The following is a 26758-nucleotide window of genomic DNA, read 5'->3' as shown; positions in this document are numbered from 1 at the left end:
AAGAAGTTAAATGTTTAATACTATATAATCGATAATTTACAACGTATTAATGGTTTGTTATTGTTTTAATATATATTGAAAATAATCACAAGTTATTATGTTATTTGGTGTTAATTGTTTTCTTGGGGATGTTAATGGAAATAAAAATTATCCTCATTGGTGAAATGATAAATTATCTTGTAACTGTTTATCATGTTCAGAACTTCGTTAGCATGTTTACAGATTGATTATTAAGTGTAATCACTGCTTAATTTATACTTTAATGAAATAAAATGATCTATACGGTTAGATTCCATGCCAAGTCATTAATGATGTATTTTCAAATACTTTATTTTATTGCTTTATTAGTTTAATGAATGCATTTTGTCAAATAAATACGTTATTTCCTTAAAATGAATATGTGAAGTCATTATCTCTCAATAATAAAAAAGTTCGTGGTAGTCACTTCGTCTGCTCCTCAATAAACTGCCCGAGGCTCCTTTCAACCCGCAATAATTTAGTCCGTCCGATTTATCCTTACCGAAAATTTTGATGAAAAAAATCCATGCTATCGTGTCATAACCAAAATTATCATCCTATTGGTGACTGCATTTTCCACAACCAAACGTAACTATGTGAAATAAATCACAAAATAAAGTAGAAAAATAAAATTCTGACAAACACCGTAACTTGCTACACTTGAACGATGACTACTATTACTACTATCAGATTTTAAGGAATAACATGTCGTTATATCAGGATCACCAAGCTCTTGAGCAACTTACGCTGGGTAAAACCACTTCATATCGTGACCAATATGATGCTAGCTTATTGCAAGCAATACCCCGCAATATGAACCGTGAACCGCTGAAAATTTTCCCTGATAATTTACCGTTTCACGGTGCTGATATCTGGACATTATATGAACTGTCATGGCTGAATAGCAGGGGGCTGCCGCAAGTTGCGGTCGGGCATGTTAGCTTAAATGCAGCGAGTAAAAACCTGATTGAATCTAAAAGTTTTAAACTCTATCTCAACAGCTTTAACCAGACCCGCTTTGAAAACTGGCAAATTGTCGAAGAAACACTACAGCGCGATCTGACCGCTTGTGCTGAAGGTCATGTGGAAGTAACACTTCATCATTTGGATCATTTCAGTCATCAACCCATCTCCGCTTTTACCGGTGAATGTATTGACGATCAGGAGATTGATGTGACTGAATATAATTTCAATCGTGATTATCTGCAAGGTGCAGCACAAGGCCCACTGGTGGAAGAAATTTTGGTTAGTCATCTGCTGAAATCCAACTGCCTGATTACCCATCAACCTGATTGGGGTTCGATCCAAATTCGCTACAAAGGGCCAAAAATCAACCGGGAGGCGTTGTTACGTTACCTGATATCATTCCGGCATCATAATGAATTTCACGAGCAATGTGTTGAGCGTGTTTTCAATGATTTACTACAGTTATGTGTTCCAGAAAAGCTCTCGGTCTATGCGCGTTATACCCGGCGCGGAGGATTAGATATCAATCCATGGCGCACAAATAATGAAGACTTTATTCCAATGACAGGCAGACTGGCACGTCAATAAATCACTTTTCTGAGTGCCGTTTGTACAAAATAAGCTGAAATAGACAATGTAATACATTCAGTTTAGTGATATTGATGTGTAACCCATACAGGTATATAAGGAGTCATTCTTGATTACACATATCAACCCACTCGGCTCAATGGATTTATTATCTCAACTTGAAGTAGATATGCTAAAGAGTACCGCAAAAAGTGATCTGTATCGCCTGTTCCGTAACTGCTCACTGGCTGTACTCAATTCAGGTAGCCAAACCGATAATAGTAAAGAGCTGCTCTCTAAATACACAAATTTTGATATTAATGTATTGCGTCGTGAGCGCGGGGTAAAATTGGAACTGGTGAACCCACCAGAAGACGCGTTTGTTGATGGGAAAATTATCCATTCACTACAAGCTAACTTATTCGCAGTACTTCGGGATATCCTGTTTGTTCATGCTCAAATTACCGATTCAGCACAACAGCATCATCTTGAGCTGGAAAATGGTGCTCATATTACCAACAGAATATTCTCTATTCTGCGCAACGCCAGAGCGCTGCATACCGATGAAGATCCCAATATGATCGTCTGTTGGGGAGGCCATTCAATTAGTAAGCTAGAGTATCAGTATGGCCGTAAAGTCGGTAATCAGCTTGGGCTACGTGGGCTCAATATCTGTACCGGCTGCGGCCCTGGTGCAATGGAAGCACCGATGAAAGGCGCAGCGGTAGGCCATGCCCAACAGAATTATAAAAATAGTCGTTTTATCGGTATCACTGAACCCTCGATTATTGCGGCCGAACCCCCTAACCCACTCGTGAACGAACTGGTTATCATGCCAGACATAGAAAAACGTCTGGAAGCTTTCGTTCGCATTGCTCACGGTATCATTATTTTCCCAGGTGGCGTCGGCACAGCAGAAGAATTACTCTATCTGCTCGGCATTTTGATGAACCCGGAAAACCAGGGGCAAGTGCTGCCATTGATTCTTACCGGCCCGAAAGAGAGCGCAGACTATTTTCAGGTCCTGGACGAATTTATTATTCACACATTAGGAAAAGAGGCTCGGCGCTACTATTACATTATTATTGATAATGCGCCGGAAGTTGCCCAATTAATGAAAAAAGCGATGCCATTAGTGAGAGATAACCGACACAGTACTGGTGATGCATATAGCTTTAATTGGTCAATCAAGATCAACCATGATCTGCAACAACCATTCGCGCCAGCGCATGAAAATATGGTTAATCTCAATCTCTATCCCGAACAGTCGTCCGAAAAACTGGCGGCATCGCTACGCCGTGCTTTCTCTGGGATCGTTGCAGGCAACGTGAAAGAGATTGGTATTCAAGCGATTGAAAAACATGGCCCATTCAAAATCCACGGTGATGCTGAAATAATGCACCGTATGGATAATCTGTTGAAAAACTTTGTGGAACAACACCGGATGAAGCTACCCGGTGGCACAGCCTACAAGCCCTGCTATGAAATTATCCGCTAAAATTCTGTTGCTCCACGGATGGAGCATAACTTTGCTAAATAGTGACCTATATGATACACCTGCTGATTGTTGATGCTCTTAACCTTATCCGCCGTATTCACGCTGTGCAGGGTAGCCCATGTATTCCCGCCTGTGAACATGCGTTAAGTCAGTTGATCCAACATACCAATCCCACTCATGCTGTTGCTGTATTCGATGAAGAAGATCGTAGTAATAGCTGGCGCCACCAAATATTGCCTGACTACAAAGCGGGCCGTTCACCAATGCCTGAAAGTTTGAAACAAGAAATGCCACAGATCAGAGCGTCATTTGAGCAACAAGGGGTTGCCTGCTGGCATGCCCAAGGGCATGAAGCCGATGATCTGGCAGCAACGCTGTCAGTAAAAATCGCTTCCTCTGGTCACAATGTGACAATTGTTTCTACTGACAAAGGTTATTGTCAGTTACTTTCACCCAATATCCGTATTCGGGACTACTTCCAGAAACGTTGGTTGGATATGCCATTTGTTCAACGAGAATTTGGCGTTTTACCGGAGCAATTGCCTGATTACTGGGGCCTGGCGGGTATCAGCAGCAGTAAGATCCCTGGGATCCAGGGAATCGGCCCTAAAACCGCAACCACTTTACTGCAACAGGCCGGTACACTGGATAACCTTTTCCAGAACCTCGATCAACAGCCCGATAAATGGCGCAACAAACTGGAGTCAAATAAAGAAATCGCTTTTATCAGCCGGGAAGTTGCGTCATTACGTACCGATCTGGCTTTAACTGGCAATCTGCAACAACTCCGGCTGATCACTTCAAGCTAGCGAAAATAACCGGCTATCTTATCCAGATGTTCACCTTTTAATTCTCCGGCCTCATTAAGCAGGCCGATCCAGGCTTTAATATAGTTGTATTTTGCCTGAGAAAGATCACGCCGGGCAGTATATAACTGTTGCTCTGCATTCAGGACATCCACATTAACCCGCTGTCCAAGAGCAACACTTTTACTGGTCGCATCTACCTGCAAACTGGCTGATTCAACGGCTACTTCATAAGCATTAATCCGTTTTTCGCTATTTAGGTACTGATTATAGTTGCGTCGTAATGTATTAAGGATTTCTCCCGCTTGAGCATCAAGATCATATTTGGTTCTGCCATATTGTGCCGCTGCCTGACGCACAGCGGCAGACGTCCCGCCACCATTATAGATATTCATGCTCATCCGTACGCCAATGGTATCGGTTCGATATTTTTGATCTACCGTATTATCGCTGCTGGATTCGTTTTCAGAATGGGAGGCATAGAGTTCCAGCTTGGGTAAATAACCTGCCCGGTTACGTTGCACCTCATGATACGCCGCTTTTACTTCCTGACGGGAAGCGGCCAGAACCGGATTGTTAGCTAAAGCCAATTTTTCCCATTCTTCATAACGGCCAGGCGACAACTTCAATATCCGAAATTGTTTTTTATCCAATAATCGTTGTACCGGTAAATCAACAGGCAGAGGAACACCAACAATCAGTTGCAAACTGCGGATTGCCGCATCCAAATCGTCGTTGGCCGCTATCTCATCGGCAACAGCCTGACTGTAACGGGATTGTGTTTCCACCACATCAGTACGAGTCCCTTCACCAGAAGTAAACAACTTCTTATTCAGTTCCAGTTGTTTTTCATAAGCCATTTTCTGCCGCACGACTAAATCAATCTGATCCTGAGCATAAGCCACATCCACGTAAGCATTCACGACCCGGACAGCCAGTTGCTGAAAATCTGCCCGAAAACGTTCATTACTCATCAAAGTGTGAGCCTGACTGGCTTTATAACGCGCCAATATTTCAAAATCCATCAATGGCTGAGTTATCACAATCGCTGCGTTATAACTGCGATATTGGCGATCCCGGGTTTCAGTGATCCTATTTCCCCGGCGATCATAGCCAGCAGGATATTCCGTATGTTGCCAGTTCTTCGGTGAATTCTGATAAGACATCATCACTTTAGGTAACAATTCTGCTCTGCCAATTTTTTCGTACTCAGCCCCCCCTTCCTGCTCTTTTATTGCAGCAAGAAAAGTAGGATCATTTTCTAATGCCAGCGCATAAGCTTCTGTCAAACTTAGCGACCATGCAGGAAAAGAGCATAAACTGACGCTGAAAAGAATAAGCAAACCCATTGATAAAGAAGCATGATTCAATTTCATAATTACTCCTCGATCAATGATGTTGAAGCCCGATCCACCAGTGGCTTAAACAGATAACTAAACAGGGAGCGGGAACCCGTTTTAACAAAGACCTCAACCGGCATCCCTGGCCTGATGTCCAACCCTTTCAGTTTTTCCATCCCTTCAGGAGAAACCACAGCTCTCATCTGATAATAAGGTTGGCTGGTTGCTGGATCGACCAACCGGTCTGCGGAAACCATGACCACTTTTCCTTCAATTTTTGGCGTCCGGTTCTGGTTAAAAGCAGTGAACATCAGATCCACATCCATCCCTTTGCTAATCTTATCTGCCAAATTAACTGCAACACGGGTTTCTACCTCAAGCGCCATCTGGTCTGGCAGGATTTCCATCAGTTTTTCGCCGGGAGCAACAACACCCCCTTGCGTAAAAATATTTAATCCGACAACCGTGCCATCAACTGGCGCGACAATTGAGGTATGGGTAAGTTCGAACTGTGCGGTATCCAGCTTATTTCTGTATTCGCTGGCAGTAACCTGCACATCCGCCAATTGAGTGCGAACTTCCCGCTGATAGTCTGCTTTGCGCTGAATAATACGCTGCTGTGTTTCCTGTAACTGTTTTTCAAGCTGACCAGCACGTCCTACCATTTCCGCTATACCGCTGTTGAGTTCAGCCTGCTCACGCAACAGCTCTAGATAGCGGTTACGTGGGAAATAGCCCTCGTCCGCTAAAGATTTAAGATTAGTTATCTGTTCCTTAAGCGCCACCTGCTGTACACGCTTGCTGACAAGAGAAGATTTCAACCCTTTAATCTGAAAATCTGTGCCTTCGACAGACTGTTCAAGCCCTTCCAAGTCGCTTTGCAACATTTCACGACGTGATGCAAACAGTTGTTTTTGCAGTACGATGATCTCTTTCACCCGGGGTTCAGATTGTAATTGCTGTAATATTTCAGGGAAAATCAGAGTTTCATCACCATGCTGTTCCGCCAATAAACGGGCTTCCGTTGCCAGCGTGGTATACAGTTGATCCTGAAGCGCATCGACTTGGGCTTTTGCCTGCACCTGACTGAGCTGGACCAGTGTCTGACCCGCTTTGATTGTTTCGCCTTCAACAACCCTAATCTGGCTGATAATACCGCTTGCCGGGGCCTGAACTGTTTTACGGTTGCCATCCACCACCACCACGCCGGAAGACGCAACCCCTTTATCTAATGGTGCCAATGCTGCCCAAATAAGAAACCCCAGGATCCCCACGCCAATCACTAACCATCCTAGTCGTAAAAAATGCTTTTCTTCCAGAGGCAACAATCCTTTTCCATCTCTTACCGGCGTAACCTGATCAGACATATCCACTCCCGGACAGAAATCTCCGTCTCAGCTATTTAATATTATTATGATTGAATGCCTATTTACTTATGATGCCTGTGCTACTGCCTTAGCCGCAGAATGTTCCTGATTTTGTTGCGATAAAGCCGCTATCACTTGCTGAGATGAACCAAACATCTTCATTTTTCCCTGAACCAGCAACAATATTTTGTTTGTCTGTGATAACAACGACATGCGATGAGTAATCACAATCACTGTTTTTCCTTGCGCTTTCAGTTGGGCAATAGCCTCATTCAGTGCTCTTTCCCCCGCTTCATCCAGGCTGGAATTAGGTTCATCCAACACGACCAATGACGGCTCATCATATAATGCCCGGGCAAGACCAATTCGCTGCTTCTGTCCACCAGATAACCCAACCCCTCCGGTGCCAATAACCGTGTCATAACCCTTATCAAGAGCCAATACCAGCTCATGAACACCCGCTTTCTGTGCCGCCTTAACAACCTTTTCCGGCTCCACTTCATTAAAACGGGCAATGTTCTCAGCGATAGTGCCGCCAAATAGCTCAATATCTTGCGGCAAATAGCCTATTGATGAACCCAGTTCATCTTTATTCCATTGATAAATATCGGCATTATCCAGACGTACAACACCTTCCTGTGCAGTCCATATGCCGACAAGTAACCTGGCAAGGGTCGATTTCCCGGAAGCACTAGGACCAATTAATCCCAGCACATCTCCCGCATCCAGCGTAAAACTAACATCCTGTAAAACAACCTTGTTGTTTCTTCCGGGAGGCGCTGCGGAAACTTTATCCACAGCCAAATTGCCTTTTGGTGCGGGTAATGACATTCCCGGTTTCCGTTCCGGTTGTTGTTCTAACAGGTTTGTTAACCGTTGCCATGATAAACGGGCACCATTCCAGCCCTTCCAGGCTTGAATAAGTTGTTCAATCGGTGAAAGCGCACGCCCCATTAGAATTGAAGCCGCAATCATCATTCCCGGTGTGATATGCCCGTCAATCGCCAACCAGCCCCCTAATCCGAGGATCAATGACTGTAATGCCATACGCACAGTTTTAGTGACTGAATTAATCACAGAAGCCCGTTCACTGGCAATGCGCTGGAAATTCAGAAAACGTTCATGCAACCCAAACCATCTCCGGCGAAGCACCGGCAACATGCCTAACGCTTCTATCACTTCTGCGTTACGTAAATTAGTGCTGGCAAGACTGGCTGAACGCAGAGAGAGTTGACTGGCTTCGGATAAAGGTTGACTTGATAACCATTGATTCAGTACAGCAAGGGCAATTAATACCAGAGCACCTACCAATGCCAGTAAACCAAGCCAAGGGTTAAAAAGAAAAATAACCAACAGATAGATTGGAAACCAGGGGGCATCAAAGAAAGCAAACAAGGCATTGCCGGTCAAGAACTGACGGATATTTGCCAAATCATTGAGCATCTGACCTGCATCTGTTGTGCCATTTTTCAGATTTGATTCATAAGATGCGGTATAAACACGATTATTCAGCTTCATATCAAGCTGACTACCGATACGAATGACAATCATGCTGCGAATATATTCCAGCATACCCATCATGGTAAACATGCCAAGAGTAATCAGAGTCAACATCAGCAAAGTGATTTCATTGCCCGATGGCAACACTCTGTCATAAACCTGCAACATATAAACAGATGGAACCAACATCAGCAGGTTAATAAAGGCAGTGAACAACCCAATCGTCCAGAACACCCGGCTACGGGCACGAATAACATCAGTAATTTCATCCTTCGGGAGATGTAATTTCACAGTATTTCCTTACTAACTGTTTGATATATTTTTTTTATCTTTCTAAAAAAATCGCCATCTGACGTTAACGTTTCCCGTCCTATCCACTTTTCTTATTGGGCTTCATCATCAATTCCCGGCCACCCGCAAAGCGGGCAAACCAGCCATCTGGCTCTTGAGCGAAGAAAGCCAAACCACTGCCCTGCTCATCGGTAATTGTGATGCCATCAGGAGTAGGTCGCCACCCGGCAGGGACTTCGCCAAACATATCGGTCAAGCAGGCGCTATCACCGCTAAGTGACCAAATTGAACCCTCAGGTAATGGTTGGTCAGTCAATGAGACATCACATTGCTGATGTTCATCCGACAGTTGCCACACGCCTTTTAATTCACTGGCGTATGGGAGATGAAGACTACTTGCCATACTTCCTCCGATAACACTGAATACAAGAGAAACACCGAGCACAAATTTCAGATACCAGGCTGAACAAGTCATTCCGCCTCCAAACTAATAACCGCATCCAGTCAGATGCGGTTGTGTTGTTGTGTTATGCTAGGATGAAATCAGACTCTAATATCGGTTCTCCGACAATCTTCACCCAGAAATCATCGTAAGAGAATTTATCGCCCAAATTAATAGCGAAATCATTCACCTTGTTAACCGTATCATAGCGAAGCACTGCTTCTCCGACTGCACCAGTGAATTCCCTTACAAACTTAACGCCACCTTTCCCAGCTTCACCTAGATCGAACAACGACACATCAATCTTGTCTTCACCGGAAACGAAGTCATGGATCCAATCACGTTCAAGAGGTGGTGATTCTTTAGCGCTCAGGTAGACAAATGTATCTTTGCCTTCCCCGCCCCAAAGCTGATCGGCACCCAGACCACCGTAGATAATGTCATCACCGGCCCCTCCCTTAATCGTATTGTCGGCGTCATTCCCGATCAGGATGTCATTACCACTGCCACCAATCGCATTTTCAATCGTGACACCACGGGCAATAGAGACATTGCCTTTCAAGCCACCAACATCTGAGAAAGAAGCTTCATTCAGGTTGATACGCTGATCCTGAGTAAAACCAGAGAAATCAAACGTATCATTACCACCCGTATCCCAAGCAGTGAACAACAGTTTGCTGTTTTCATCTTTTGCGGTATAGAAGTCACGATCTGTGTTGGAATTAAAACCATATATCGTGTCATCTGCACGGATTGTCTTATTAGCGCCGTACACTTCCTGAATGGCAGAAATATCGTTAAGTAATGGCGCAGAAGAATAAACACCTTTAAAGTCCTGCCCGGTATTTTTCTCACTAAAATAACTCATGACAGTATGAGCGCGGCTATCTTCAAAATAAGTAGCGCTGGTCTTATAAGTCGGTCTTTCCTTATCAGTCGCATTATAATCAGCCGGATGCTCTAACCCCAATGTATGACCGATTTCATGAGTAAAAGTTTGACGGCCATAACCGTTCACGCCGATATCATTCTCTGAGAAGGTGCGGCTTTTCAGGTTATACCAGGTTCCTGATTGTTTCGATTCAGGGCTGGGAAGATAAGCAAACGCGTAGCTCCCCCTCAAACTAAGGTCAAAGAAACCAAAGGTAATGTGAGCCTTATCCGAATCAGTTGTTTCAGTGAACTTAATATTAGCGACATCAGTCCAAGATTGTATTGACAGTTTTGCAGCAGCTCTTTGTTCTTCATTAAATGCGGAAAACCCAGTAATATGCCAAGGCATATTCTCCGGTTTACTCTCCAGGAAACTATAAGTTAATTGGAAAGCCTCCGATTTATCGTCGCCCTGATGCCCCCAGCGATAATCACCTCGAATTAATTCTTTTGCAGCATTTTTACTTGGCTCATGCTCAACAACAATATTAGGATCCTTGCCTGGGACATAAGCCTGTAACTGTGCCTGAAGCTCATTTGCTTTTGCAGAGCCGATAAGTTCCGAGTATGAAATTTTCTTCTTTAAAGACATATATCTCTCCATAAATGCAGGACTTAGAATTTTTATTTAATTAAATACAAGTCAATAAAACCTGAGAACAATAGGCCCTCCTGGCCATACAAATAACAATGAAAATCCCTTTCACAACAACGTAACACTAAAGTTAATTATGTAAAAAGCAATTAACATATTTTTTTAATATAAACGTGATAAAAATAACATAAAACAAATAAGCGATTGTTTTATATCACATAACTATTTAAGGCGGAAAAAACGCCGCTAATTTCTTATTGATATTTTTTTATAACTAAATTATCTATTATTTAACTATCCATAAAGTAAAATTTAAAAATTTTATAGAATTATTATGGATAATTATGATTAGCAATTATCACCGCCAACCAAATAAACAGATTAAATACTAAATAAAAAACGCCCTCTGTTTGCAATATTAGGCGCTCTGAGGTACTTGAAAGTAAATTGAGTTAAGTCATGTTCATATAAGACCTATATGTTACTATTTGTAAAGGTAACAACAACTTAACAAAATCAATAAATAAAACATATATAATAGGATAATTAATACTTTCTTTATTTTTAATAATTCCATTTCGATAAAGTTAAATTATATTTATGATTTTTAAATAACAAATAGGGATATAAACATAGTTGGTTGAATAATATTAAAAATAGAATATATAAACCAATAATTAACATTTTTAATGTGCATTGAAAGAGTATTATATTTATCTTGATACCTATCACAATGACTATTTAACAGAAAATAAATATCTCAATAAGACATTAAAATTAACTAATATAAAATAAATATTCAGTTAATCTATATTCTGTAAATAAATCAAGATTACAACCAAATAAGAAAAAACAAAATATTCATTATAATTTACAGTCTTAATTAAATTAATTATTTCATATTAAGCCAATATGTCATTAAAAAATTACAATTATATATTAGATTTGTTATTTGCCTTAAGTAAAGTTAAAAATCAACATTTACCAGACAAAAGTAAAACAATATTAATTATTACATTAAATCATGATAATTTCACCATAGAGTATAGTTTAATAGTTTCTTTATTGAATAAATGAAATAAATTATTTTAATGTGTATTTTTATTCCAAATAAAAATGATAAATAAAATAATGTTAACTAATGCTGAAAAATGAAATCGCCTCAGAAGTTCACTGAGGCGATTTGGGAAGCTTTATTTTCCGAATTTATTCCGGGATACGGATGAACATAAGTTAATCAATAATCATCCCGGTTGGCTGCATTAGCAGACCAAATACGTCGGACATGAACAGTTATTTCTTCCCTGTCATGATAAAGATGCTTTGCTTGAATTTGCGTATTGATACCATTTTCCTTTAATTGCAGATGCATTTTCTGCAAATTATACGCCACTTCTTCATAACGCTTTTTCATTGGCAATTTAAGATTAAAAATAGCTTCCCGGCACCAGCCATTAACCAGCCAATCTGTCATGAGCTGAGTCACTTTCGCTGGTTTTTCCACCATATCACACACCAACCAATAAATATTTTTTGCCGAAGGTACAAATTTAAAACCATCAACTTTGTGATGTTTAACCTGCCCCGTATCCATCAAACTTTCCGACATCGAGCCATTATCCACAGCATGAACCATCATACTGCGTTTCACCAGTTGATAAGTCCAGCCCCCAGGACATGCACCCAAATCAACCGCATACAAACCACTAGCCAAACGCTCTTCCCATTCGTCATAAGGAATGAAAATATGAAAAGCTTCTTCCAGTTTCAATGTTGAGCGACTTGGCGCATCTGAAGGAAATTTCAGCCGGGGAATGCCCATATAAAATGGCGAGTTATTATTACTGTAAGAATAACCCACATAACAACACCCCGGAGCAATAAAGAAAACATGTATTACCGGGCGATTTGCGTTTTCTCTAATCAGCAAGATCTTTTCCTGACGCATCACATTACGCAGCGGAACAGTGAATTTCCGGCAAAATTTCAGTAACTCTTTGCTTTCGTTGGTATCAGGCACTTCAACCCGCAACTCACCTGCACGCTCCATGACACCCTGTAACATACCAATAATCGGGCTTATCCGATCTTCAGGAGATAAATCCCGCAATAATTCACCCACGACCAACATTTGACGGGCAAAAATCAGCTCCTGGAATGGTATCTCACGAATAAGCCGATCCGCGTCTTCATGTTGATAACACTCAAACAGGACATAGCCACTGTTATCTTTTACTCGGGCAAAACCGTAAATCTCTTTTCGACCCGCTTTATCGGTGATTTCAGCTGCGCACTCTTTTTCAAAACCAGGGCGGCAATATAAAGCAATTTTATTCATGGCGAAGCGCCGATTTCCTTAGACGCAAAGCGCCAATTAACACTAAGAGCCAGCCAATAAGAAAGCTGAACCCTCCAACTGGGGTAATATAAGCAAAAAATTTAACCTGCAATAAGGCCATACAATAGAGACTGCCACTAAACAACAAAATGCCTACCGCGAAAAAGACCCCGCTCCAGTAAAACCAGAGAATAACTCTACGCATCAGCATGGCAGACATCGCCATCATTGCCAGAGTGTGGACACCTTGATATTGCAAACCAAGATCAATCCAACTTATCTGATATTTCGCCATCATCGGGGATAAGAAATGCGACCCGACAGCACCAAACGCCACATAGAAAAAACCACTGAAGCCAGCAAAAATAAGCATTAAACGACTATTCACTGTCATCTTCCTTTTTCACATTATATCTGAGAGTTCTTACAGCCCGAATACCTTACTCTTCTCTTATTCATTGGTAATAAAACCCAGTTTCTCCTGTTCACGGGCTGCCTGTGCTAGCACCCATTGCCGGAATGCTGCGATTTTCCCCAACTCAACCTGATTGTCATGACAGACAAGGTAAAATGCATTCTTACTCACTAATACATCATTAAATGGACACACTAAACGCCCGGCATCAATTTCAGTCCGGGCCATAACATTATTTGCCAGTGCAATCCCCTGACCATGAACCGCGGCCTGGATCACCATTGCACTATGGCTGAATATTGGCCCTTGCTGAACATTTATCTGCTGCTGCATATCAAGCTGGCGTATATAAGCCTGCCAGTCACGGCGGGAAGAATCGTGTAACAACATATAGTGCGCCAAATCTGCGGGCGTTTTCAGCGGGTTTTCCCCGGTCAGTAACGAAGGTGCGCAAACGGGGAGCAAATATTCCGCATAAAGACGATCCGTTCGCAACCCCGGCCAATTTCCACGACCATAAAATATAGCAACATCAACATCATCCGCGAGCTTATCCTCTTCTCTGTCTACCGCCTGTATCCTGACATCAATTCCCGGATAAGCGAAATTAAAGCTAGACAACCTTGGAACCAGCCACTGAATAGCAAAACTGGGTGAAAGACTGACAGTCAAAGCACCTTTAGCACTTCGTGCCTGAAGTTTACGCGTTGCTTCATTTATTGATGTGAATATTTCTTTAATATCCAGATAGTAGCTTTGCCCCTCTTCGGTCAACAATAACGATCGGTTGCGACGACGAAACAACTTCAACCCAAGGAAATCTTCCAGACTTTTCATCTGGTGGCTAACTGCGGCCTGTGTCACAAATAACTCTTCAGCCGCTTTAGTAAAACTCAAATGACGCGCCGCAGCATCAAAAACCCGCAACGCATTCAATGGTGGTAAACGTTTGGACATGTGAGCCCTTATGCAATGTTGGTGATACCGGTAACTCTTTATATTTAATTATTAGTTTTTGTAATCCGAATCATTATAAATTGTCCATTGAGGATACACCAGTAAATCCCTATAGTGGCGCCACTTCCTAAGCCGGAACGAAAAGTGAATTAGTTGTAACGCTATGAAACTTTTGGCTTTGTGGTTGTGATGTTGTGTTTGCAAATTGTCTGGAAAACCAGACTATGTAGCTTAAGCTACTGTTTTTTTCACTTCCTGTACATTTACCCTGTCTGTCCATAGTGATTTTTAATGCACCGCGATTGCGGTGCTTTTTTTGTCATAATCGCTGGAACATGGCAATATTATTCAATGTAACAACCTATCCATATTCAGTCAGAAGCAAGCGGATCATCATCACAACAGAATAATCTGATCAATAACCACGAAACCTAATTAAAACACTATGAAAAAGTTCGAACCAGAACAGTTCCGCCGGCAATTCCCAGCCCTGCAACAACACACTGTATTCCTGGATAGTGCAGCAACTGCCCTGAAACCACAAGTAATGATAAAAGTAACTCAGGATTATTATCAATACAGTTGTACTACTGTACATCGTAGCCAACACCACACAGCGCTGGAAACCACATCTCGCTATGAAAATGCCCGGCAACGGGTTGCTGAACTCATCAACGCCCCAAAAGCCGAAAATATTATCTGGACAAAAGGCACAACAGAATCCCTCAATCTGGTTGCCCAAAATTATTTCCGTCCCCATCTCCAGCCCGGTGATGAAATTATCGTTAGTGAGCAGGAGCACCATTCCAACCTGATCCCCTGGTTAATGCTGGCGGAACAAATCGGTGCCAGAGTGATAAAATGGCCTTTAGGCAACGGGAAATTGCCAGATATCAACACGCTACCTGAACTTCTGAACAAACACAGCCGATTGATAGCAATCAGCCAAATGTCCAATGTAACCGGCGGAGCCGTCGATCTGACTGCAATAACGAAAATAGCGCACCAACATGGTTGTCTGGTCGTTGTTGATGGTGCACAGGGAGTTGTTCACAATCCCGTTGATGTTCAGCAATCAGATATCGATTTCTACGCGTTTTCCGCTCATAAGCTCTATAGTTCAAATGGTGTTGGTGTACTTTACGGCAAAAGTGAGTTACTTGATGCGATGTCTCCCTGGCAAGGCGGCGGAAAAATGCTTACCCACGCCTCATTCAGCGGTTTCACACCGGAAGCTGTACCATTCAGGTTTGAAGCAGGGACACCGAATGTTGCAGGTGTTATTGGTTTTTCTGCCACGCTGGAATGGCTAAAAAATGTTGATATCGTCAAAGCGGAAGCCCATGCGGTCACACTCACTGACTACACTGAACAACAACTTTCCGCTTTACCCGGATTTATCAGTTATCGCGTTGCCGGTTCCAGCCTGTTGGCTTTTAATTTTGCCGATATCCATCACAGTGATCTGGCAGCTATTTTGGCAGAACAAAATATTGCCTTACGCTCCGGTCAGCATTGTGCTCAACCATTGATTGAGGCTTTAGGTATCAACGGCTGCTTGCGTGCTTCTTTTATGCCTTATAACAATCTGCAAGATGCCGATTCTTTAGTTCAGGCAGTAAAATTCGGCCTTTCTCTATTACAGGATGAATAAAATATGGCTCAAACCGCAGAAAATCTGACCGTACCACATCCATTTGGCAAGGAAATTAGCCAGCAACAGTTGGTTGAAACCTTTAATCAATGTCGCCAATGGGAAGATCGCTATCGTCAGTTAATCCTGCTAGCCAAGAAACTACCTGCACTACCTGACAACTTGAAACAACAGAATATCGAAATGTCTGGCTGTGAAAACCGGGTTTGGTTAGGGCATCAATTACTGGCAGAGGGTTACCTGCATTTTTATGGCGATAGCGAAGGCCGCATTGTAAAAGGCTTGCTGGCGGTGATATTGACCGCAGTGGAAGGAAAAACACCACAACAAGTTTTGGAAACTAACCTGTTGGCGCTGCTCCACCAACTTGGGCTGGAGCAACAGTTAAGTGGCTCACGGTTGAACGGCGTGAAATCGCTGATCCATACCGTGCAAAGTGCCGCAAAAAATTATATTAAAGCGAGCCCTGACGTTGCGCTTTAGCAACCATTTTTTTCAGTGCATGGGAAACCGCAACAAATCCGAATGTCGCCGTGACCATTGTTGCGGCACCAAAACCCGATGCGCAATCCATGCGTTTCGTTCCCTCCGCAGTACTTTTAGCTGCACAAACAGAACCATCACTTTGTGGATAAACTAACTGCTCAGTTGAAAACACACAATCAATTCCCAACTTACCTTTACCATTCTTCACAACGTGATAATCAGATTTCAATCTTTCCCGCAACTTAGCCGCTAAAGGGTCCTGAATCGTTTTCGCCAAATCAACAACCTGAATTTGGGTAGGATCAAGTTGCCCACCCGCACCACCGGTTGTGACCAACGGAATTTTATAACGACGACAATAAGCCAACAGCGCCGCTTTTGGCCTGACACTATCGATCGCATCAATGACATAACTGAATCCAACCGCCATCATCTTTTCAACATTATCCGGCGTAAGAAAATCATCAATACAAGTGACTTTACACTCAGGATTAATCGCCAGAATACGTTCAGCAATCACTTCCGTTTTTGGCTGTCCAATATGCGGTTTTAAAGCATGTAACTGGCGGTTGGTATTGGTGATACAGACATCATCCATATCAATCAGGGTAATCGAGCCTATTCCTGTACGAGCTAACGCCTCGGCGGCCCAGGAACCCACCCCACCGATACCCACGACACAAACATGGGAATGAGAAAATAAAGAAAGCGCTTTTTGACCATATAAACGGGCTGTACCCGCAAAGCGCTGCATATATGCATCAGAAAGAGAAGTTTGCATCACTGAATATCAATCCTGAAAACCTGTTATAAAATTTATGGAAAAGAATTACTGATTGACCATTAGCATAGCAGGCTGCTCTTCTTTCAGCACCCAAACCCGGCCGTAGTGGTTATAGAAACCCGCCGCGATACCAGCCTCATCGCCAATACCATGATAGATATCGAAATGATGCCCCTTTATTGCGCCACCGACATCCAGTGCAATCATCAGGCGCATCTGGTACTGACCGGTAAATTTACCTTCGTTATTCAGCAAAGGTATCTCCGCCAGCAATGTTGTTCCCGGTGGAACCAGCATTTTATCAGCGGCTACAGCGGCTTTTGCAATCAGAGGAACGCTACTCGCTCCCCGCACTGAGGCATCAACTTCAGGTTTAAAAAAGACAAATGATGGATTCTGTTCCAGCAGCTTACGAACCTCTGCCTCACTGTGCGATTCAGCCCATTTGCGAATCGCCAGCATGGATATATCTTTCTGCGCGATTTCTCCGCGTTCAACCAGCAGCCTGCCAATACTCCGATAAGCCTGTCCATTCTTACCCGAATAACCCAAAAAGGTCAGCGGCTCACCGTCACCAAAATCGACATAGCCACTGCCCTGCACTTCCATAATAAAATTATCAATCAGAGAATTACTGTAGCCAATGATCAGGCTGGAGCTGAGGGCACCATTGTATATCGCCGCTCGGCTTGGTAAATGATATTTGCTTTTAGACGGCATACGGTACAAGGGATATCTAAACTCCCCCTGTTTAACGCGGCGGGCCTGTAACACCGGCGTATAATAACCCGTGAATTGGACATTACCGTAATTATCCACACCTTCCATCTGGTAAGCGCGTAAATTAAACAGATTTAATTTATTGGTTGCACCACCAGCCAGCACCCAGTTCTGAACTGCGTCAAAAGTTGAGCTATTACGATTATACAGGCGGGGAGCAGACTGACTAATAAGCATCACCTGTTCTGAAAAATCTTTAGCATTAACCGGCCTGCCCTGAGCATTGGGCTGATTAACCAGCAATAAATCCTGAGTGATATGACCATCTTTATATTGTTGGCCCTGGGCTGTTGGACGGGAATGACATCCAACTAACAGTGAAATCACGATCCCACACAGAAAATACTTACTCCAGAATGTCATTGCTGCCTTCTCTCTTACCGACATTGCCTAATGGCGAACAATACCAAACCAACAAAAATAATGAAACTTACTACAAAAAAATAACTTAACGAAATAGCGACAAAAACGAATACAAAAACACCAACATGCAGAGCAACTAATCAAAAAAGTAATGAAACAAACAATTTTTAATAAAAAAACTTGCAACGGATCTGATCCTGAGTATAGTGCCCGCATCGGACGCGGGGTGGAGCAGCCTGGTAGCTCGTCGGGCTCATAACCCGAAGGTCGTCGGTTCAAATCCGGCCCCCGCAACCAACATAATGAAGTAGTTCGATATTTGCGAATGAAGAACCTATTCCGGCAGGCATTAATGATGCAGGAAAGCATAAAGTAGGTTCTTAACGGACGCGGGATGGAGCAGCATGGTAGCTCGTCGGGCTCATAACCCGAAGGTCGTCGGTTCGAATCCGGCTCCCGCAACCAATTTTTGCAATTCAGGGTATTAAAAGATTCCAGGTATTAAAGAATTAAAAGTATCAAAACGGACGCGGGGTGGAGCAGCATGGTAGCTCGTCGGGCTCATAACCCGAAGGTCGTCGGTTCAAATCCGGCCCCCGCAACCAATTCTTAATGCGTTTCAGCATACAAACTCCAAAAACAACTTCTGGATGATTTTATCTCCACCACATTTGCCTATCTGTATTCAATTCAAATATCCACCTATAGTCATTTCTGGCTTAACTATCGTTCTGTTGCTTTGTGGCGGCGATAAACGCAAGCAGGACGCGGACATAGCCCGAGCATGTGAATATTGGCGCGAATGGAAAAAAGGAAGCCGGGTTGAATCCTAACCAGCTCTATCGTACCTTGTTGGCCGAAGGCAACTAGGAGGTCAGAAATCTAAGCACAATCCTGCGTGTCATGGGCTTACACCTGGCAGTTCAACCCATCATTACCCACTAACAGGGCTACGATAAGTTTACATTACCACCATTACTAAAATACGCTTTGATACCCGCGAAAATGGACTCCGCTACCTGCTGCTGGAAGCGCGCTGTTTTCAGTTTTCGTTCCTCTTCCAGATTACTGATAAACGCAGTTTCTACCAGAATAGACGGGATATCTGGTGCTTTCAGTACCGCAAACCCAGCCTGATCCACCCGGTTCTTATGCAGTTTATTCACCTTACCCATGCGCTTGAGCACTTCACTGCCAAATTTAAGGCTGTCATTGATTGTCGCCGTCTGTAGCAAATCAAACATAGTATGATCCAGATACTTATCACCGCTTTTACTTACACCGCCAATCTGGTCGGCTTCATTTTGCGTTTGGGCTAGAAAACGGGCGGTATTACTGGTTGCGCCTTTAGTAGAAAGTGCAAAAACCGAAGAACCACGCGCAGCTCGGTTAGAAAAAGCATCCGCGTGAATAGAAACGAATAAATCAGCCTGCATCTTACGTGCTTTTGCCACCCGGACTTTTAGCGGGATAAACACATCTTCATTACGAGTCATATACACTTTCATACCCGGTTCACGCTGAATAATAGTTCGCAATCGACGGGCGATTTGCAGAACAACGTCTTTCTCACGGGTTTTATATTTGCCTATAGCGCCGGGATCTTCTCCACCATGTCCAGGATCGAGCATGATAACAATCGGCCGGTCTTTACCTGCTTTGCCTGACTTCGGTATTTCCGCAGGTAAATCCTCGGCCAAATTACCTTTATTGTACTCTTCAAGCAGAGCAAGTAACGGATCATCATCCTTATTCGTGCCCGCTGAGGGATAAATATCCAAGACCAGACGGTGCTTAAATTCCGCCACGGGTTTCAACGTAAACATATGTGGGCTGACCGGCTGTTTAACTTCAAACACCAAACGGACGGTTTTAGGATCAAACTGCCCTGCTCTGACCAGTTTAAGATAAGGATCGCGGGATTGAATCTGTTCCCCCATCTCTTTTAGAGTATGATTCAATTGCATACCTTCAAGATCAACAACAATTCTGTTTGGATTTGTCAGCACGAACTGGCGATATTTGAGTGGAATATTGGACTCAAGAGTCACACGGGTATAACTGGATGCAGGCCAAATACGAACTGCAATAATTTTTGGTGACGCTGCATAACCCACTTGGCTGACACTAAGCAACCACATTGCTGCGGCTCCCTGCAACAAGCGACGTCGTGACAGATTAAGATCTGAATGACTCATCTACTATTTATTCCATTCATAAAATACCAATATTCAGAGTGGCCTTCACCTAAAAAACAGCCAAGTGGAAAATACTAACCAACCAACATTATGCTGTCATCAGTAATAAGCATTTTATATTTGGCAAATTATTCACGTCCACATGTATATCGCAATGTTTTTGTTTTAATTGCCTCTTGCCATTTCCTTTCAAAAGGAATAAAAATACATAAATTACGAATAAAAATTCAATCGAGAGTCTGTTATGAAAGAACGCAGCACCGAATTAGTTGAGGGATTTCGCCACTCGGTTCCATACATCAATGCACACCGTGGCAAAACTTTTGTTATCATGCTTGGCGGAGAGGCTATTGCTCACGAGAACTTCCCGAACATCATCAACGACATCGGATTACTGCATAGTTTGGGTATCCGGCTGCTCATCGTTTATGGTGCCAGACCTCAAATTGAACAAAACCTTGCAACCCATTGTTATGAACCGGTTTACCACAAACACACCCGTGTTACCGATAATAAAACATTGGAATTCGTCAAACAATCTGCTGGTTTATTACAACTGGATATTACCGCACGTCTTTCTATGAGCTTAAATAATACACCATTGCAAGGTGCAAATATTAATGTTGTCAGTGGTAACTTTATTATTGCTCAACCTCTTGGTGTTGATGATGGCGTGGATTATTGCCACAGCGGAAAAATTCGCCGTATTGATGAGGCAGCCATAAATCGTCAGTTAGATAATGGCGCAATAGTGCTCATTGGTCCTGTTGCAGTTTCCGTCACCGGCGAGAGTTTTAATCTGGCATTTGAAGAAGTTGCTACTCAATTAGCGATCAAACTACAAGCTGAAAAACTGATTGGTTTCTGTTCTACTCAAGGCGTACAGGGCAAAGACGGAAAAATTCTCTCTGAAATTTTTCTTAATCAGGCACCAGATCTGATTAAAGAACTGGAAGCTGAAGGTGACTATTATTCAGGTACAGCCTGTTTTTTACGGAGTGCAGTAAAAGCTTGTCGTCGTGGCGTTCACCGCAGCCACTTATTGAGTTATCAGGCAGATGGTTCTCTGGTTCAAGAATTATTTTCCCGTGATGGTATTGGTACTCAAATAGTCATGGAGAGCGCGGAACAAATACGCAGAGCGAATATCAATGACATCGGAGGTATTCTTGAACTTATTCGTCCGCTGGAACAGCAAGGCATTTTAGTGCGCCGTTCAAGAGAACAACTTGAGAGAGAAATTGATAAATTCATTATTATCGAACGCGATAACCTGACTATCGCTTGTGCCGCGCTTTACCCCTATCCTGATGAGAAAATTGGGGAGATGGCTTGTTTAGCCGTTCATCCTAAATACCGGAGCTCTTTAAAAGGTGAAGTACTCATGAACCGCATTTCGGATCACGCTAAACAGCTCGGGCTGGAAAAACTTTTCGTCCTGACTACCCGCAGCATTCACTGGTTCCAGGAAAGGGGCTTTGAGCCAGCAGAAATCTCAATGCTACCGATTCAAAAACAAGAGCTATACAACTACCAGCGCCGTTCTAAAATTCTGATGTTGAATTTGGAACCACAGTAACGAGCTGATTAATGTTGAAAAATAACGCAATCCTATTGGGAAAACGTCCTTTCTGGCGATCGATCAGATCGCCTAAATGGGTGTCCGGTTTTATTAGACCACCACACTTTACAGTTACATCCGTAAAGAAGCAGTTATGTCCTCTCAAATTGAAGGTACTCAATCGTCCCTCAGCGATCTAATGTTGTTTGAAATGGAAGGGATGCCTGGTGTGCCAATGGATGATGTACAAGAGGTATCTTGTTACGTTAATGCTTTATCATTAGGTGTACAACGTATTCAAGAGTCCTATCCCATCACTTTTCGTTTAATCAAAGAACTACATAAGTCTTCAATGATATCAGGAAGAGGTATAAGCCGTGGACCTGGAGAGTTCCGTCAAAACCAAGTGTGGATCGGTGGTCATCGTGCTGATGAAGCTGCTTTTATCCCGCCTCCTGCTAATGAATTGGCTGATTGGGCCGCATTGGAGAAGTTCATTAACGATGTTCCTGAGCCGACAGATCCATTGATAAAAGCAGCTTTAGCTCATGTTCAGTTCGAAACTATCCATCCATTTATGGATGGTAATGGTCGGTTAGGACGCTTATTAATTCCCTTAATTTTGGTGGAAACAAAGGTTCTGAGTCAGCCTTTTCTGTATCTATCCGTCTTTTTCAAAAAACATAGACAAATCTATTATGAACGTCTGCAACAAGTCCGCATAACGAGTGATTGGGAAGAGTGGTTACTCTTTTTTGTTGATGCTGTTGCAGCTACAGCGACACAAGCAGTCAATATCGCTCAACAACTTTATCAGTTACGCCGTGAACACAAAAAACTGTTGCAGCCATTAGGACGTATGGAGAACTCAGCAAGCCAGATATTGGATGCATTATTTGAGCATCCTATCGTCAACATTAATAAATTGGTGCAACTTACAGGGCTGGCACCGGCAACAATTGGCAAGGTTATGGAACGCTTATCTCAGGCTGATCTTGTATTGGTCTCTGAACTTACCGGCCAAAAACGCAATCGCGTGTATGCTTATAACCGTTATATAGAAATTTTGAACCAAGATTTTTAAAAAAACCATATTAGCATTCCTATGAATATCACATAGCAGGATCCCACTTTGTTTATCCTGTCATGTGATATTTATTTATCAGTGATTCTATACTCCGGTTATTTTGCATTTACCTAACATAGCAACTGGCCCCTTTCCAAAAAATTGCACTTATTAGTCGAATCCGCCATATACTATTATTGTTACACTTGATAGCAAGCGGGCATCAGAAGTTACGAAAGCGGTAGTAAAAGTATTATATCCGTTAAAACAGAGGGTTAAGACCATCACATTCGATAACGGTTTGGAGTTCGCAGAGCATGAAATCATAAGTAAAAGATGAGAAACCCAAATTTACTTTGCTCACCCTTACTCACCCTGGGAAAGAGGGATCAATGAGAATATCAATGGATTAATCAGACAATACTTTCCAAAGGGAACGGATTTTAATGAAGTCACTGATCAGGAAATAAATTTTGTGGTAAACCGATTAAATAATCGCCCGCGAAAAACACGAGGAGGGAAAACACCGAATGAATTATTTAAGGGGATACGAACCTGTTTACTTCCGGATTAACGAGTTACTTGAATTCACATATTATGAGCACGAGATTCCCCTCTCTGTCAGTGTTATTAATTGGGGTGACCATTATTCTGACAGAGGGGGGCGGAATGGGATTTGAAGCTACATTAACTCCGATATAAATACCCCGCAGGCTAATAATTTAGCTTTTTTTCCTGTTATTTAGTATGATTTTGCGTATAAAGCCCAGGTTTTGGTATGTTTTCCTGTAAATAAACAGGTAGCTTCAGTTTTTGGCTGAACAAATGGAATGCATCTAACACTTACACTGTATTCACTGATAGCCTCTTTCACTCTCTCGTCATCAACAAAAGGTGCTAGGACAAATTTATTAATTGCATTTTTCTCTTTAAAAATCTGCCTAAATTCTTCAATCGTAGTAACAGTTATTGTATTTTCTAACATTCTATTTTTAGCATTGTTAAACATATTCACCTGAATTGATTGCAATATTTTAATCAAGCTTTTCAAAAAAACACTCGTATCAATTTTTATTATTTCCTTAACATTATTTCGACAAGAATAGGAAACCAGATCTTGCTCTAATTCTTTTTTTCCTATTTCAATACGAATAGGTACTCCACGCTTAATATGATACCATTTTTTTTCTCCGCCATTTACATCTCGTTTATCTATCTTTACTCTTATGTTTTGACCTTTTAATTTTTTTCGAGAAATTTGTTTTCGTAATTTATCACAGAAAGCATATATATCATCAGCATCCTGCTCACTATGTATGATTGGAACAATGATGACTTGTATTGGAGCCACCAATGGTGGGAGCATCATCCCATTATCATCGCCATGAGTCATGATCATAGCTCCAATTAACCGTGTAGACACCCCCCATGAAGTTGTCCATGCCAATTCCTTTATACCTTTTTTATTGATGAAATGGATATCGGATGCCTTCGCAAAATTTTGCCCCAAAAAATGCGAAGTTCCGGCCTGCAAAGCTTTACCATCCTGCATCATCGCTTCAATAGTATAAGTATCTACAGCTCCAGGAAAACGTTCCCAAGAACACTTTATTCCTTTAGTTACTGAGAGTGAAAGATAATCAATGACAAAATTTTCATAAGTATCAACAATATTAATTGTTTCTTTCATGGCTTCATCACTAGTGGCATGAACTGTATGACCTTCTTGCCACAGGAATTCCGAAGTTCTTAGAAAAAGCCTTGGTCGCATTTCCCAGCGTAGTACATTAGCCCATTGGTTGATTAATAAAGGCAAATCCCTATAACTCTGAACCCACCGAGATAGTGAAGCGCCAATCAAAGTCTCACTTGTGGGCCTAATAATTAAAGGCTCATCTAATTGACCCGCTGGTACTAATTTACCATCCAAGGCTTGTTCTAGACGATGGTGGGTGACTACTGCGCATTCCTTAGCGAAACCATCAACATGTTCAGCTTCTTTTTGAAGAAAAGACAAAGGAATAAGCAAAGGAAAGTAAGCATTCTCATGCCCAGAATCCTTGAGTCTTTGATCTAATTCACGTTGCATATTCTCCCATATACCATATGCCCAAGGACGAATGACCATGCAACCTCTAACAGGAGAATTTTCAGCCAATTCAGCTTGGATAATGACTTGTTGATACCATTCAGAGAAGTTTTCGCGTCTAGTTGGATTTATTGCTGTTTTCATGATATTTTTTTATTTATGTAGGATAAGTTATGAAAAATCGTACCACAAATATTAAAAAGACCCAATGTGAAGAGTTCTCAGACAAAAATTTTCAATGAACAGAAACAAAAAACATATAACAATATGAAACTCAACTCAACAACCACCGACTAAAGTCGGTGGCAGACCGCTGACAAACCTCGTTTCAAAGAGGGTGTCGCAAAAGGCGTGTATTATCCGTTAAGATCTGCGTACTTCTTTTAAGCGCAGATCTTTTATGACCTTATTCATTCGAAAACAGGAACCTCCCTCTAGTGAAATCCAAGTGATGACCGCGTTATTGGCGCAGAATCTCACTCTCTCAGGAGGTCACCCGGAAAAGCTGTTATTGGATGCTGGTTATTTCCATGACGATGTGATTGCTGAGGTGCAGAAACATCAGAGCTTGCTGTTTTGTGCAGAAAATTCAGACCGACAGAGTGCACGAAAAATCTATCCCAAATCATTATTTACTTATGATGCTGAGCAAGATTGCTATATTTGTCCTGCCCATCCCCCATTATCCCTGCAAAGTACAGTGAAAGCCACTGAAAAAACGCGGGCCTATCGGGTTTATAGCGCTGACAATTGTGCCGGATGCTCGCAGAAAACGGGCTGCACAAAGGCTAAAGGAGGAAGAAAAATAAAACGTTATCCGGAAGATGAAGGGCGGGAGACGCTTCGTTTGCATATGGCCAGATCCGAGTCAAAAAAGATATTGAGTCAACGGAAGAGCCTGGTAGAACCGATATTTTCGGCATTACGGGGAATTCAGAGACTGAAACGCTTTCGGCACAAGGGATTGTCAGCGGTAAAGCTGGAATTTAGCTTGCATGCAATGGCCTATAACTTATCAAGAGCAGTGGCTCTGATATTAGGGATTATTTTTAGCCTGTTATCCATACAAATAACAGTCTGCCCAAAGTCAGTGATTAAATTTAACTTGATGCTTGAAAAAGTGACCTCAACCCTTTTGCAACACCCTCCAAAGAACGGGGTTTGTTTTTTCATGATGAAAAATGTTGTGGTCATTTTCCTCATTAGACCCCTGTGAGCGCCCACCGATGCGCCATTTTTTCCTTTGCCGTACCATACGCCTCCTGTATCCAGCAACAAAAATAACAAAACGTAGCGACTAGCAACGCTATCTTATTGATATTTTGGCTGTTGTCGCCAGCAGACATTGTATCTGAATTTCCTGTACCAGACAGCGTTCACTGGGAATACCAAATAAGTAGCCCAGTAACATCATCTTGAGCAACATGACCGGATCGATAGCCGGTCGGCCATTATTGTGGCAATACAACAGGGCGACTAATTCGCGGATAAATTCGAAATCAATGGCGGCATCGACTTGACGTACCAGATGGTTTTTGGGGACCAGCTCGTCAAGCGAGAACGTTTCTGGTCGGAAAGTTTGGGGGAGGCGGTGTTCTTAACCTATCTCTTGATCAGATCTCCAAATCAACCGATTTAGCCAGCAAATAGCCGTCTATCAGGGTTTGCAGCCGAAACCAGCCTTCCCAAAGTCGTTCCCATCCGACTCGACCCGTGCGTTTGGAATCGTACCAGCCAGCCAGTT

20 protein-coding genes, 3 tRNA genes and 2 pseudogenes are annotated in these 26758 nt (G+C 42.4%); 12 read left to right on the top strand and 13 right to left on the bottom strand.

Annotation, left to right across the window (positions count from 1 at the left end):
• Positions 1 to 723 precede the first annotated feature (723 nt).
• The 3 genes from queF (at position 724) to xni (ending at position 3858) form a co-directional block, all read left to right on the top strand.
• Positions 724 to 1572 (top strand): NADPH-dependent 7-cyano-7-deazaguanine reductase QueF, encoded by an 849-nt coding sequence (gene queF / locus C5471_RS09990; RefSeq protein ID WP_133813756.1) that lies wholly within the window; start codon positions 724 to 726, stop codon positions 1570 to 1572.
• 109 nt (positions 1573 to 1681) lie between these two features.
• Positions 1682 to 3049, top strand: a complete 1368-nt coding sequence (ppnN, locus tag C5471_RS09985; protein WP_133813755.1) for a nucleotide 5'-monophosphate nucleosidase PpnN — start codon at positions 1682 to 1684, stop codon at positions 3047 to 3049.
• Positions 3050 to 3099: 50 nt separating this feature from the next.
• Positions 3100 to 3858, top strand: coding sequence for a flap endonuclease Xni (xni, locus tag C5471_RS09980; RefSeq protein ID WP_133813754.1), 759 nt, complete (start codon positions 3100 to 3102; stop codon positions 3856 to 3858).
• Here xni and C5471_RS09975 read toward each other — a convergent pair.
• The 8 genes from C5471_RS09975 to C5471_RS09940 all read right to left on the bottom strand — a co-directional run bounded on the left by C5471_RS09975 (position 3855) and on the right by C5471_RS09940 (position 14033).
• Positions 3855 to 5231: a TolC family outer membrane protein gene (locus tag C5471_RS09975; protein ID WP_133813753.1), complete on the bottom strand. Its 1377-nt coding sequence runs from the start codon at positions 5229 to 5231 to the stop codon at positions 3855 to 3857. The genes xni and C5471_RS09975 overlap by 4 nt on opposite strands.
• A 2-nt stretch (positions 5232 to 5233) precedes the next feature.
• Positions 5234 to 6562 (bottom strand): HlyD family type I secretion periplasmic adaptor subunit, encoded by a 1329-nt coding sequence (locus C5471_RS09970; RefSeq protein WP_207627284.1) that lies wholly within the window; start codon positions 6560 to 6562, stop codon positions 5234 to 5236.
• 66 nt (positions 6563 to 6628) lie between these two features.
• Positions 6629 to 8353 carry a type I secretion system permease/ATPase gene (locus C5471_RS09965; protein ID WP_133813751.1) on the bottom strand — a complete coding sequence of 575 codons (1725 nt, stop codon included), beginning with the start codon at positions 8351 to 8353 and terminating at the stop codon, positions 6629 to 6631.
• 79 nt (positions 8354 to 8432) lie between these two features.
• The gene (locus C5471_RS09960) at positions 8433 to 8828 is read right to left on the bottom strand and encodes a protease inhibitor Inh/omp19 family protein (RefSeq protein ID WP_207627283.1); all 396 of its coding nucleotides are present in this window, start codon (positions 8826 to 8828) and stop codon (positions 8433 to 8435) included.
• A 52-nt stretch (positions 8829 to 8880) separates the two neighbouring features.
• On the bottom strand, positions 8881 to 10332 hold the full coding sequence (gene prtA, locus C5471_RS09955) for a serralysin (protein ID WP_278250151.1): 1452 nt from the start codon (positions 10330 to 10332) through the stop codon (positions 8881 to 8883).
• A gap of 1228 nt (positions 10333 to 11560) precedes the next feature.
• The gene (rlmM, locus tag C5471_RS09950) at positions 11561 to 12661 is read right to left on the bottom strand and encodes a 23S rRNA (cytidine(2498)-2'-O)-methyltransferase RlmM (protein ID WP_133813749.1); all 1101 of its coding nucleotides are present in this window, start codon (positions 12659 to 12661) and stop codon (positions 11561 to 11563) included.
• On the bottom strand, positions 12654 to 13049 hold the full coding sequence (locus C5471_RS09945) for a DUF423 domain-containing protein (RefSeq protein WP_133813748.1): 396 nt from the start codon (positions 13047 to 13049) through the stop codon (positions 12654 to 12656). The genes rlmM and C5471_RS09945 overlap by 8 nt, the downstream gene beginning before the upstream one ends.
• Before the next feature lie 63 nt (positions 13050 to 13112).
• Positions 13113 to 14033, bottom strand: a complete 921-nt coding sequence (locus tag C5471_RS09940; protein ID WP_133813747.1) for a transcriptional regulator GcvA — start codon at positions 14031 to 14033, stop codon at positions 13113 to 13115.
• Positions 14034 to 14478: 445 nt separating this feature from the next.
• Here C5471_RS09940 and csdA point away from each other — a divergent pair, with 445 nt between their 5' ends.
• Both csdA and csdE read left to right on the top strand, forming a co-directional pair.
• On the top strand, positions 14479 to 15687 hold the full coding sequence (csdA, locus tag C5471_RS09935) for a cysteine desulfurase CsdA (RefSeq protein ID WP_133813746.1): 1209 nt from the start codon (positions 14479 to 14481) through the stop codon (positions 15685 to 15687).
• A 3-nt stretch (positions 15688 to 15690) separates the two neighbouring features.
• Positions 15691 to 16170 carry a cysteine desulfurase sulfur acceptor subunit CsdE gene (gene csdE, locus C5471_RS09930; protein ID WP_133813745.1) on the top strand — a complete coding sequence of 160 codons (480 nt, stop codon included), beginning with the start codon at positions 15691 to 15693 and terminating at the stop codon, positions 16168 to 16170.
• Here the strand turns inward: csdE and tcdA are convergent.
• Entirely contained in the window at positions 16142 to 16954 is an 813-nt protein-coding gene (gene tcdA, locus C5471_RS09925; protein WP_133813744.1) for a tRNA cyclic N6-threonylcarbamoyladenosine(37) synthase TcdA, read from the bottom strand. The two genes, csdE and tcdA, sit on opposite strands and share 29 nt — an antisense overlap.
• 48 nt (positions 16955 to 17002) lie before the next feature.
• Complete coding sequence (gene mltA, locus C5471_RS09920; RefSeq protein ID WP_133813743.1) at positions 17003 to 18100, bottom strand: murein transglycosylase A; 1098 nt, start codon at positions 18098 to 18100, stop codon at positions 17003 to 17005.
• Between the two features lie 220 nt (positions 18101 to 18320).
• Here mltA and C5471_RS09915 point away from each other — a divergent pair.
• The 3 genes from C5471_RS09915 to C5471_RS09905 all read left to right on the top strand — a co-directional run bounded on the left by C5471_RS09915 (position 18321) and on the right by C5471_RS09905 (position 18705).
• Positions 18321 to 18397: transfer RNA gene (locus C5471_RS09915), tRNA-Met, on the top strand.
• A 91-nt stretch (positions 18398 to 18488) separates the two neighbouring features.
• A tRNA-Met gene (locus tag C5471_RS09910) sits at positions 18489 to 18565 on the top strand.
• Positions 18566 to 18628: 63 nt separating this feature from the next.
• Positions 18629 to 18705 (top strand) — tRNA-Met (locus C5471_RS09905).
• 345 nt (positions 18706 to 19050) lie between these two features.
• Here the strand turns inward: C5471_RS09905 and amiC are convergent.
• A complete protein-coding gene (gene amiC, locus C5471_RS09900) occupies positions 19051 to 20298 on the bottom strand; it encodes an N-acetylmuramoyl-L-alanine amidase AmiC (RefSeq protein ID WP_133813741.1) in 1248 nt (415 codons plus the stop codon).
• Positions 20299 to 20542: 244 nt separating this feature from the next.
• Between amiC and argA the strand changes: the two genes are divergently transcribed.
• The 3 genes and pseudogenes from argA to C5471_RS09885 form a co-directional block, all read left to right on the top strand.
• On the top strand, positions 20543 to 21877 hold the full coding sequence (gene argA / locus C5471_RS09895) for an amino-acid N-acetyltransferase (protein ID WP_133813740.1): 1335 nt from the start codon (positions 20543 to 20545) through the stop codon (positions 21875 to 21877).
• Between the two features lie 118 nt (positions 21878 to 21995).
• Positions 21996 to 22943 (top strand): Fic family protein, encoded by a 948-nt coding sequence (locus tag C5471_RS09890; RefSeq protein WP_339959277.1) that lies wholly within the window; start codon positions 21996 to 21998, stop codon positions 22941 to 22943.
• A gap of 169 nt (positions 22944 to 23112) precedes the next feature.
• A pseudogene (locus C5471_RS09885) lies at positions 23113 to 23499 on the top strand (IS30 family transposase); the annotation flags it as partial.
• A 168-nt stretch (positions 23500 to 23667) separates the two neighbouring features.
• On the opposite strand, the gene proS reads toward C5471_RS09885, so the two are convergent.
• Positions 23668 to 25158 carry a proline--tRNA ligase gene (gene proS / locus C5471_RS09880; protein ID WP_133813738.1) on the bottom strand — a complete coding sequence of 497 codons (1491 nt, stop codon included), beginning with the start codon at positions 25156 to 25158 and terminating at the stop codon, positions 23668 to 23670.
• Between the two features lie 256 nt (positions 25159 to 25414).
• Between proS and C5471_RS09875 the strand changes: the two genes are divergently transcribed.
• Positions 25415 to 26230: a transposase gene (locus C5471_RS09875; protein WP_133813737.1), complete on the top strand. Its 816-nt coding sequence runs from the start codon at positions 25415 to 25417 to the stop codon at positions 26228 to 26230.
• Between the two features lie 132 nt (positions 26231 to 26362).
• On the opposite strand, the pseudogene C5471_RS09870 reads toward C5471_RS09875, so the two are convergent.
• Positions 26363 to 26572: pseudogene (locus tag C5471_RS09870) on the bottom strand (transposase); the annotation flags it as partial.
• Between the last annotated feature and the right edge of the window lie 186 nt (positions 26573 to 26758).

This window comes from Photorhabdus tasmaniensis (assembly GCF_011189505.1).
GTDB classification, from domain to species: domain Bacteria; phylum Pseudomonadota; class Gammaproteobacteria; order Enterobacterales; family Enterobacteriaceae; genus Photorhabdus; species Photorhabdus tasmaniensis.
Note: the sequence above shows the minus strand (reverse complement) of the source record. Positions and strands in the feature narration are given on the sequence as shown.

Bases quoted from the DNA above. Each gene is read 5' to 3' on its own strand.
- prtA (WP_278250151.1), bottom strand. From the start codon at position 10,332: ATGGAGAGATATATGTCTTTAAAGAAGAAAATTTCATACTCGGAACTT.
- tcdA (WP_133813744.1), bottom strand. From the start codon at position 16,954: ATGCAAACTTCTCTTTCTGATGCATATATGCAGCGCTTTGCGGGTACA.
- amiC (WP_133813741.1), bottom strand. From the start codon at position 20,298: ATGAGTCATTCAGATCTTAATCTGTCACGACGTCGCTTGTTGCAGGGA.
- C5471_RS09940 (WP_133813747.1), bottom strand. From the start codon at position 14,033: ATGTCCAAACGTTTACCACCATTGAATGCGTTGCGGGTTTTTGATGCT.
- proS (WP_133813738.1), bottom strand. From the start codon at position 25,158: ATGAAAACAGCAATAAATCCAACTAGACGCGAAAACTTCTCTGAATGG.
- csdE (WP_133813745.1), top strand. From the start codon at position 15,691: ATGGCTCAAACCGCAGAAAATCTGACCGTACCACATCCATTTGGCAAG.
- queF (WP_133813756.1), top strand. From the start codon at position 724: ATGTCGTTATATCAGGATCACCAAGCTCTTGAGCAACTTACGCTGGGT.
- csdA (WP_133813746.1), top strand. From the start codon at position 14,479: ATGAAAAAGTTCGAACCAGAACAGTTCCGCCGGCAATTCCCAGCCCTG.
- argA (WP_133813740.1), top strand. From the start codon at position 20,543: ATGAAAGAACGCAGCACCGAATTAGTTGAGGGATTTCGCCACTCGGTT.
- C5471_RS09975 (WP_133813753.1), bottom strand. From the start codon at position 5,231: ATGAAATTGAATCATGCTTCTTTATCAATGGGTTTGCTTATTCTTTTC.
- xni (WP_133813754.1), top strand. From the start codon at position 3,100: ATGATACACCTGCTGATTGTTGATGCTCTTAACCTTATCCGCCGTATT.
- C5471_RS09960 (WP_207627283.1), bottom strand. From the start codon at position 8,828: ATGACTTGTTCAGCCTGGTATCTGAAATTTGTGCTCGGTGTTTCTCTT.
- rlmM (WP_133813749.1), bottom strand. From the start codon at position 12,661: ATGAATAAAATTGCTTTATATTGCCGCCCTGGTTTTGAAAAAGAGTGC.
- C5471_RS09970 (WP_207627284.1), bottom strand. From the start codon at position 6,562: ATGTCTGATCAGGTTACGCCGGTAAGAGATGGAAAAGGATTGTTGCCT.
- mltA (WP_133813743.1), bottom strand. From the start codon at position 18,100: ATGACATTCTGGAGTAAGTATTTTCTGTGTGGGATCGTGATTTCACTG.
- C5471_RS09875 (WP_133813737.1), top strand. From the start codon at position 25,415: ATGACCTTATTCATTCGAAAACAGGAACCTCCCTCTAGTGAAATCCAA.